The 8,833-nt window shown below is 40.9% G+C and carries 8 protein-coding genes; 2 read left to right on the forward strand and 6 right to left on the reverse strand.

All coding sequences use genetic code 11. From position 1 onward, the window contains the following. Positions 1 to 2,276 (forward strand): thiamine pyrophosphate-dependent enzyme (locus ACESK1_RS10715; protein ID WP_372920176.1); only part of this gene is annotated, 2,276 nt, incomplete at its 5' end. A gap of 87 nt (positions 2,277 to 2,363) precedes the next feature. On the opposite strand, the gene ACESK1_RS10720 is transcribed toward ACESK1_RS10715, so the two are convergent. The 3 genes from ACESK1_RS10720 to ACESK1_RS10730 are packed head-to-tail and all read right to left on the reverse strand — an operon-like array spanning position 2,364 to position 5,231. Further along, positions 2,364 to 3,908: a PH domain-containing protein gene (locus ACESK1_RS10720; RefSeq protein WP_372920177.1), complete on the reverse strand. Its 1,545-nt coding sequence runs from the start codon at positions 3,906 to 3,908 to the stop codon at positions 2,364 to 2,366. Next, positions 3,877 to 4,404: a PH domain-containing protein gene (locus ACESK1_RS10725; RefSeq protein ID WP_372920178.1), complete on the reverse strand. Its 528-nt coding sequence runs from the start codon at positions 4,402 to 4,404 to the stop codon at positions 3,877 to 3,879. The genes ACESK1_RS10720 and ACESK1_RS10725 overlap by 32 nt, the downstream gene beginning before the upstream one ends. Next, entirely contained in the window at positions 4,392 to 5,231 is an 840-nt protein-coding gene (locus ACESK1_RS10730) for a 1,4-dihydroxy-2-naphthoyl-CoA synthase (protein WP_372920179.1), read from the reverse strand. The genes ACESK1_RS10725 and ACESK1_RS10730 overlap by 13 nt, the downstream gene beginning before the upstream one ends. 114 nt (positions 5,232 to 5,345) lie before the next feature. Between ACESK1_RS10730 and ACESK1_RS10735 the strand changes: the two genes are divergently transcribed. After that, positions 5,346 to 5,828, forward strand: a complete 483-nt coding sequence (locus ACESK1_RS10735; RefSeq protein WP_372920180.1) for a hypothetical protein — start codon at positions 5,346 to 5,348, stop codon at positions 5,826 to 5,828. On the opposite strand, the gene ACESK1_RS10740 is transcribed toward ACESK1_RS10735, so the two are convergent. The 3 genes from ACESK1_RS10740 to menD form a co-directional block, all read right to left on the reverse strand. Then, a complete protein-coding gene (locus ACESK1_RS10740) occupies positions 5,822 to 6,661 on the reverse strand; it encodes a S1 RNA-binding domain-containing protein (protein WP_372920181.1) in 840 nt (279 codons plus the stop codon). The two genes, ACESK1_RS10735 and ACESK1_RS10740, sit on opposite strands and share 7 nt — an antisense overlap. Before the next feature lie 109 nt (positions 6,662 to 6,770). Next, positions 6,771 to 7,115 (reverse strand): DUF2853 family protein, encoded by a 345-nt coding sequence (locus tag ACESK1_RS10745; protein WP_372920182.1) that lies wholly within the window; start codon positions 7,113 to 7,115, stop codon positions 6,771 to 6,773. Positions 7,116 to 7,184: 69 nt separating this feature from the next. After that, a partial coding sequence (gene menD, locus ACESK1_RS10750) for a 2-succinyl-5-enolpyruvyl-6-hydroxy-3-cyclohexene-1-carboxylic-acid synthase (RefSeq protein ID WP_372920183.1) occupies positions 7,185 to 8,833 on the reverse strand: 1,649 nt, incomplete at its 5' end.

Below are 8,833 nucleotides of genomic sequence, written 5' to 3' on the forward strand. Positions count from 1 at the left end.
CCGGAAAAGCTAAGTTCGGGATCTTTGGAGATGGAAAGGAAGTGCCTCAACTTGCGATGGCGAAAGCCTTTAAAAATGGAGATTTCAGGTCTGGCTATTACCGCGATCAAACTTTTATGATGGCGATAAATGAACTTACTATCGAACAGTTTTTCGCCGGTCTCTACGCCGATAATAATATAGAAAATGAACCTATGTCTGCCGGCAGGCAAATGGGAGGGCATTTCGCTACACATAGTTTAAATGAAGACGGGAGCTGGAAAAACCTGATGGAACAAAAGAATTCCAGCGCCGATATCTCTCCTACTGCAGGCCAGATGCCACGGCTTTTAGGGCTTGCACAGGCTTCTAAAATCTACCGACATGTAGATGGAATAGATGCTGAAAAGTTCTCCAATAACGGCAACGAAGTGGCATGGGGAACCATCGGGAATGCAAGTACCAGCGAAGGCCATTTCTGGGAAACCCTGAATGCTGCCGGAGTACTGCAGGTGCCTATGGTTCTTAGCGTATGGGACGATGAATACGGAATTTCGGTTCACGCCAGGCATCAAACTACTAAAGAAAATATTTCGGAGATCCTAAAGGGTTTCCAGCGCGATGAAAATAATAAGGCTTACGAGATAATTATCGTGAACGGATGGGATTATGTGGCTTTGGTTGAAGCTTATGAGAAAGCGGCAACTATTGCCAGAGAAGAACATTCCCCGGTACTTATTCACGTGAAAGAATTAACCCAACCACAGGGCCATTCTACCTCAGGGTCTCACGAACGTTATAAAAACGAACAAAGACTTAACTGGGAACGGGAATATGATTGTAATGTGAAATTCAGGGAATGGATCATCAGTAATGATTTTGCTACGGAAGAGGATCTCGAAAACATCGAAAAAGAAATAAAGAAAGAGGTTCGGGAAGGTAAAAGAGCCGCCTGGGATAAGTATGCCAATCCTATGAAAGAGAAGCAAAAGGAGTTGATCAAACTCCTTGCGGAAATTTCAAAATCCTCTGAGAAAAAGAATGAAATAGTAAGCCTGGCCAAAGAGCTCAAAGCTATAAAAGAGCCGCTTAAAAAGGATGTGTTTTCTACCGCCAGGAAAAGTTTACGGTACCTGTTGCAGGACGAAACAGCATTGAAACAGGAACTTCTGGATTGGATAAGCACCTATGAAGACCTGGCAAAAGATGACTATAGCAGCCATTTATATATAGAAAATCAACCTCATATTGAAGAGGTAAAACCACAGTACGCTGAAGATGCTAAGGAAGTAGACGGGCGTATTATCCTTCGGGATAATTTCGATAATATTTTTGGAAGCAAACCAGAGTCTCTGATCTTCGGTGAAGATTCAGGAGAGATTGGGGATGTGAACCAGGGTCTGGAAGGCCTTCAGAAGAAATATGGAGAATTACGCGTAGCCGATGTTGGTATTCGTGAAGCTACAATTTTAGGTCAGGGAATTGGGATGTCGATGCGAGGGCTGCGCCCAATTGCCGAGATCCAGTATCTGGATTATGTAATGTATGCCCTTCAGGGAATAAGTGACGATCTTGCCACGGTACAATACCGAACCAAAGGAAAACAAAAAGCACCGCTTATTATAAGAACCCGTGGTCACCGATTGGAAGGGATCTGGCATAGTGGTTCTCAAATGGGAGGAATCTTAAACCTGGTGCGCGGAATCTATGTTCTCGTTCCCAGAAATATGACCAAAGCGGCCGGATTCTATAACACTTTAATGGAGCAAGACACTCCTGCACTTCTTGTTGAATGCCTCAACGGTTACAGGCTAAAAGAAAAAATGCCTGAAAATTTAGCTGAAATCCGCACTCCTATCGGGAAAGTGGAAACGGTAAAAGAAGGAAAAGATATAACACTGGTTTCTTATGGTTCAACATTAAGAATTGTAGAGCAAACCGCACAGGAATTGGAAGAATTCGGAATCAATGCTGAAGTTATTGATGTACAATCTCTGCTTCCATTCGATTTAGATCACGATATTGTAAAAAGCGTCGAAAAGACCAGTCGACTTCTCGTGATAGATGAAGATGTTCCGGGCGGAGCTTCAGCATTTATCCTTGACAAAGTGCTGAATGAACAAAATGCATACAGGTTCCTGGACAGTAAACCGGATACGCTTACGGCAAAAGAACACCGACCTGCATATGGCACCGATGGTGATTATTTCTCAAAACCATCTTCCGATGATATTTTTGAAAGAGTTTACAGTATTTTTCACGAGGTGAACCCGGAAAAATATCCGAAACTCAGATAAAGAATTAATAATTAGTTAAAGGGAAAAAGCCACGGACTTAAGATGCCGTGGCTTTTTTATTTCGAATTTCCCGGAACCCTTAATTTTTTACATCCAGTTTTTCCGGGTGACCTCTGCCTTATACAGCCCATAATTTACGTAGGGCAAAATATCCCGGGTAACTGCGTAAAACCAAAGATCTCCCCCGGCGGTATGGAAAACCACATTCACCAGGTTCCTGCGGCGATACCAGATTGGTTGCTTAATACTAATCGATTGTATTTTAAACAACTCAAGAGTTTCTTCCGACTTATTCCAAAAACCTTTTTTCTTTTGTAAAAACTCTTCTGTAATAATAAGCTGCCGGGCTTTAAATGCAAGTATTTGAAAATATAAAGCGACAATAACATATAAACCAGCAAGGACCAAAATCGCCCATAATTGCAGTTTTATAAGATCTGTAAAATACCACAAAGCCAGGAAAACTATTACAGGCAACATCGCCAATAAGATCTTCCGGAATAGTAATAATTTATGTGGCTTGAATGTGGTGGAAAATGCTGATTTACCAGATTCAGGATATAGAAAATACTTTATCTTTTTTACGATCTCTTTCCCCAATCCCGGTATCTTTATTTTATTCTTCTGAAGTTCATTCTCACTACTCGACAAGGAAATCTGGGCTTCGTAAAGATCGAATCGCTCCTGAACCGGATTCGTCTTAACCCGCATCAACTGAAGCCTTCTGGGCTGAAGCGAAACCTTAGTATTGGTGCGCAGCCCCATTTCCACTTCTATTTTATCCTTAGTCTGCTGAATTTTTAAGCCGAAATACTTAATAAATACTTCAATAATTGTAATGCTTATACTCAAAAGCAAAATCAGGATAAAAAGGAGCGCTAAAAATCCGATAGATTGTAATACCCCTGAAAACTGATCTATATAAACTTCAACATCTTCTAAACGCTCTTTAAAATAAGTGTTTATCCTATTGTAGATCGTCATTACAAAGGCAAGGATCAAAGATAGTCCGCGTAAATAATTGGTGCTGATTCCTATTTTCAAAAGCGTAAGAAACCCCACTTTATGTGTCCAAATTTCCTTGTCTTCTTCCGCTTTTGCCGCAGAGTCTTCTTCTAAATCCTGCGTTTCAGCTTTTTCGGTTTTCGCTTTTAAAAGGATTTTTGAAAGTCTGTTGGCATCCCCTTTCGAAATAGCTTTTATTTCCACCTCCTTTTGATTGCTTCCGGCGGTGTCTATTACCAGGCTATAAACTTTTATCAGTCGTTGCAGAATGGATCGCTTAAAATAAACCTGCTGAATCTTATCAAACGGGATCGCAGTGTTTTCTGTAGAGAAAATACCTTTCTCCAGTACAAATTCTTCCCGTTCATAATCTATATAAAATATAAACCTGCGATAATACAGGTAGCTATAGATTAAGGTTAAAACCAATAATACCAGTAATCCCAGGCCGGTATAGATTAAGGTAGTCTTACTGGGACCGCTAATCAATAAATAAGCACCCAATGCCCAAAACATCCTGAAAAGCTTATAAAGGCTGGAAATAAAAATTAGAATAATCCCGGCAATTGCCTGGCGCTGGGCGGTGCTATAGGCTTCAGGATTCATCATTGGAAATCTTAACCGCAATGGCTTCTTTTAGTTGGAGCGCCATTTCAGGTTCTAATCCGGGAATGGTGATATCGCTTCCACTTCCCCCGGCTGTAAAAATATTAAGGCTGGAAATTCCTAAAACCTTATCCCAAACGCCTCTTGAAATTGAAGCGTGCTGAACCCTGTTAAAAGGAATCACCGTTGTTTTGTTGAAGATAAAGCCTCTTTTGTAAATAACATCTTTCTCTCTTATGGCATAACCCAAACTTTGAAGCAGTTTGAAATTGTTCCAAAATCTGAAAATAAAACCTATCAAAATAATACCAAAAACAAGCCCTGACTGAAGAGGATTTAGCTGAAAAAACCAGAAAAACCCAAGCGCAATAATCAAGACGAGCAAAAAAATGCCCGTCTGAATATTCATTTTTATAAGATACTTTGACGAAACTGAAGAAAAAGCTACCGACTCATATTTGGGTAAGGAAGCCAGATCTAATTGTTCGTTGCTAAAGTCTTTTGCTATGGGATCCATTTTTTGTCGAAATTTGGTTTTCTTTTCTCCAGAAAAGCATCACGGCCTTCCCTGGCTTCATCGGTCATATAGGCAAGACGAGTAACTTCCCCTGCAAAGACCTGCTGACCAACCATTCCGTCATCAGTCATATTCATAGCGAATTTCAGCATCTTAATCGAAGTTGGTGATTTTTCCATGATCTCCTGTGCCCATTGGTAAGCGGTATCTTCCAATTCATCGTGCGGAATTACAGCGTTTACCATTCCCATTTCATAAGCTTCCTGGGCCGAGTAATTTCTTCCGAGGAAAAAGATCTCCCGCGCTTTCTTCTGCCCTACCATTTTTGCAAGGTACGCAGAACCATAACCGGCATCAAAACTGGTAACATCGGCATCGGTTTGTTTAAAAATGGCGTGTTCTTTACTGGCCAGCGTTAAGTCGCAAACCACGTGCAAACTATGTCCACCGCCTACGGCCCAACCGGGAACCACGCAAATTACAGCTTTCGGCATAAACCTGATTAAACGTTGAACTTCCAGAATATTCAATCGGTGGTAGCCGTCTTCACCAACATAACCCTGGTGACCACGAGCTTTTTGATCGCCTCCGCTACAAAATGCCCATTTCCCGTCTTTAGTTGAAGGCCCTTCTGCGGAAAGCAAAACCACCCCTATAGAAGTATCTTCGTGGGCGTTATGAAAAGCATCTAATAGCTCGCTGGTAGTCTTTGGTCTGAAAGCATTTCTAACATCAGGACGGTTAAAGGCGATACGGGCTACGCCTTTGGCTTTCTTATAAGTTATATCTTCGTATTCTTTAACTGTTTTCCAGTCTATTGTGCTCATAATTTATATTTTAATGTAAAAATAAGATTTTTTGATGCTTCCGAAGAAATTAATAATTTAAACTAAAGCTCGTAGATTTGCATTGTTTTTGATATATCTACAAAAAAATCTAAGATGAAGTTCCGTTTACTATTTCTTCTCTTCCTATTCAGTGGTGTTTCAGGCCTGGTGGCCCAGGAATTTGAAGCCTGGAACCCGGCCGATTTCGACCTTAGCCGAAATGAACTCAACCTGGGTATGGAAAATTTTGATTTCGGTTTTGAAAAATCCAGTTTTAATCTGCCCAGCGGGGAATTTTTAAATGTAGACCAGAATAAAAGAAATGGAATAGATATCGTCGCGTTAATCGATGAAAAAAATAACTACCGCCAGCGCACGGTAGATATTGGTTCGCCCCTTCCGAAAAAGGAGAGAAAGGATTTTGAAATATCTAATAACAATGGTTTGTATAACCGCGCTGAAGTGGAAAATGATGCTCTTAATTCAAACCCGTATTACCGAAACCAACGAATTTACCAAAACGCACTTCATAATTCAGGGGTAAGGAGTATGTATGGACGCAGACCTTTTTATTCGCCTTACGGAAGATATTATTGATTTTCCTTTAAGTAGATCCCGTCTTCGGTGATTTCAATTTTGCGTTGCTTATAGAGATTTCCGGCGGCGCGTTTAAAACTCTTTTTACTCATCTCCAGCACATTTTGAATCATAGCAGGATCAGATTTATCGGTAATATTAAGGTGGCCGTGGTTTGCCGCCAATTCATCTAGAATACGCTGTGCATTGGGTTCAATGCTTCTGTACCCCGGCCGCTGAAGCATAACATCTATCTTCCCGTCGGGCCTTGTTTTTTTTATGAAGCCTTTCATATGATCTCCAACATTAATGGGCTGGAAGATCTCATCGTTATAGAGCAGACCAAGATGAATTTCATTGATGATCACATTATAGCCCAAATCAGACTTATTACTGATTATAAGATCAACTTCCTCAAAAGGTTCTACTGTTAATTCAGAATTATCAAGGAAAGCGTGCACCTTACTTGAGGCCACCAGTCGGTTGGTTTCTTCGTCTAAATAACAAAAGATCAAATATCTCCCACCTTGTTTCATCGGATAAGCCTGCTCCTTAAAAGGAACAAACAAATGCTTTTCTAGTCCCCAATCAAGGAAGGCACCGAATTCATTTACTTCCACACACTTTAAAAAGGCGAATTCATCCAGCTTCACAAGAGGCTCCAGGGTAGTTGCCACAGGCCGTTCTTCGTGGTCCAGGTAAACAAAGACTCTTAGTTCCCCGCCTATTTCCCAGGTCTCAGGGATGTATTTATTCGGAAGTAAAACCTCATCACCTTCTTCATTGGTAAGAAAAAGTCCGGGCTCGGTCTCCCGGTCTATGGTAAGGGTGTGATATTCACCAATATTCAGCATAACAAAAATTTAAAATGCAAAGATACTTTATAATTACGGGCTTTTACTTAAAAACAGGAAATCCGCCTTTTGTTTCCAAAAAGCGGATTTACCTATTATTGAATTTCGTCTATTTATAGACGCTTTCTTTCTTAAAATGTTTGGTAAGCAGGTAGTAAACCACTGCACGGTACTTGTTGCGATTGGATTTCCCGTATTTTTCCATCACGGCATTCAGGCCAACATCCAGTTTTTCGTCGTCTTTAAGGCCTAATTTATTGATGAGAAAATTCTTTTTCACGGTTTCCATTTCAGATTCTGAAGAACTTGAAACGGTTTCCGCATCGCTTCTAAAGATGCTTGGGCCCAAAGCCTCTGTAATTTTTCTTAAAAGATCAACATCGGGCTCTCCACCTATTTTCTCTTTTACATCCTGGATATACTTTCCAACTTTTTCATCGGTTTTAGTCGCCATACTTTTTATTTTAAATGGTTAATAAACTTAAAGTTAGCAAAAACAGAACATAATACCGAAGATCATATCTTAAGATTTCATAAAATTGAAGTATTCCAGTAAGACTTCATCGTTGAGTTTTCTGGGCGTGAAAATTTCCAAAAGCTTAGGTCTTTTAGATTCATTAAAAAAGCTTTGCAACCCCTTCTCGATTTCTTCTGAATTTTTAGCTGAAGCATATTCCACATTGTAAAGTTCACAAACCGGTTTTGCATCCAACTGATGGATGGTCTCAAAATAAGTATCGAAGTTCTCGGTATTCTTATTCCCCGGAAGTATCCTGAAGATTCCCCCGCCCTGGTTGTTCAGAACAATTATCCTGAAATTAGACGGCAAATAATTATTCCAGAGAGCATTACTGTCATAGAGAAAGCTCAAATCTCCTACGATCATAAGCGTTGGATCTTTTGAGACGCAGGCGGCTCCGGCGGCGGTCGAGACACTGCCATCTATCCCACTGGTGCCACGGTTGCAAAAGATTCGCAAAGTCTCTTTCCATTTAAACAACTGCGCATAACGGATTATGGAACTGTTCCCCAGCTGAAGCATATAATTTTCAGGTACTTCCGGAGCAACCAGTTGCATAGCTTTAAGATCGGAATACGGAATTTCATCCATATATTCTTCGTGCCTTTGCTGGCGTTTTTGCCAGATCTCTTTCCAGTAATTCCCGTAATCGCTTTCCTGGTTCTTCACCAAAGGAAGAAAGTTGCTGAAAAACGAATTTACATCGGTTTCAAAATGCTTATTCAGGCAGAAAAATGTATTGTAGGCCTTTTTATCGTCAACATGCCAGTGTTGTTCGGGCTGATATTTCCTGAGAAAAGCTTTGATCTTTTTAGATACGATCATTCCCCCGAAAGTGAGCAGTATCTCAGGCTGAAGTTTTTTAAAGAACTCTTCAGGATTTGATTCCCTTTCAATAGGACCAATTACTGTATCGATCCTGGTTATGAAATCTGGGTGATGTAAATTTGAGGTGGTTTCAGTAAAAATGATCACCGAGTCATCCTGCGCTAGTTGATCCAAAAATTTTTGTTCAACTGCATTGGGTTGAGCCACGCCCACGATCACCATCTTTCGCTTTGCCTTATTCCAGATATCGGCGTATGCGGTTAATTGTTTTTCGGTATAAGTGCGTTCTTTGAGCTCTGGCAAAATCTGCAGCGGATTCACCTCAACATTCTCTACAAGGTCATACAAAGGCTCGTAAAAGGGTACATTGATGTGCACGGGACCTTTTCCTTCTATCGCTTTATTCAGCGCCAGATTGATCTCCCTTTCGTTGTGTTTCTGTGCTTCAAATTGTTTCTGCTGAAGCTTGGGATCAGTGGTGTTTCGGTCTAAAACCAGTTCTGAGTGCAAATTTGCCGAATAGAGAATATGGTTTTCAAAGACATTTTTCTGCCGTATGGTTTGCCCATCGCCAATGTCAATGCGCTCTATTGGCCTGTCGGCTGAAATTATCACCAAGGGAATATCACTGTAAAAAGCTTCGGCTATGGCGGGATAATAATTCAGCAAAGCCGAGCCTGAACTGCAAACCAGCGCAACCGGCTGCTTTAGTTGCTGAGCAATTCCCAGGGCAAAAAATGCCGCGGAACGCTCGTCTACAATACTGTAGGGTTTAATTTCAGGATGATTAGTAAATCCGAGGGTGAGCGGAGCATTTCGCGATC

The organism is Salegentibacter sp. (genome assembly GCF_041642575.1).
In the GTDB taxonomy this organism is placed as follows: Bacteria; Bacteroidota; Bacteroidia; order Flavobacteriales; family Flavobacteriaceae; genus Salegentibacter.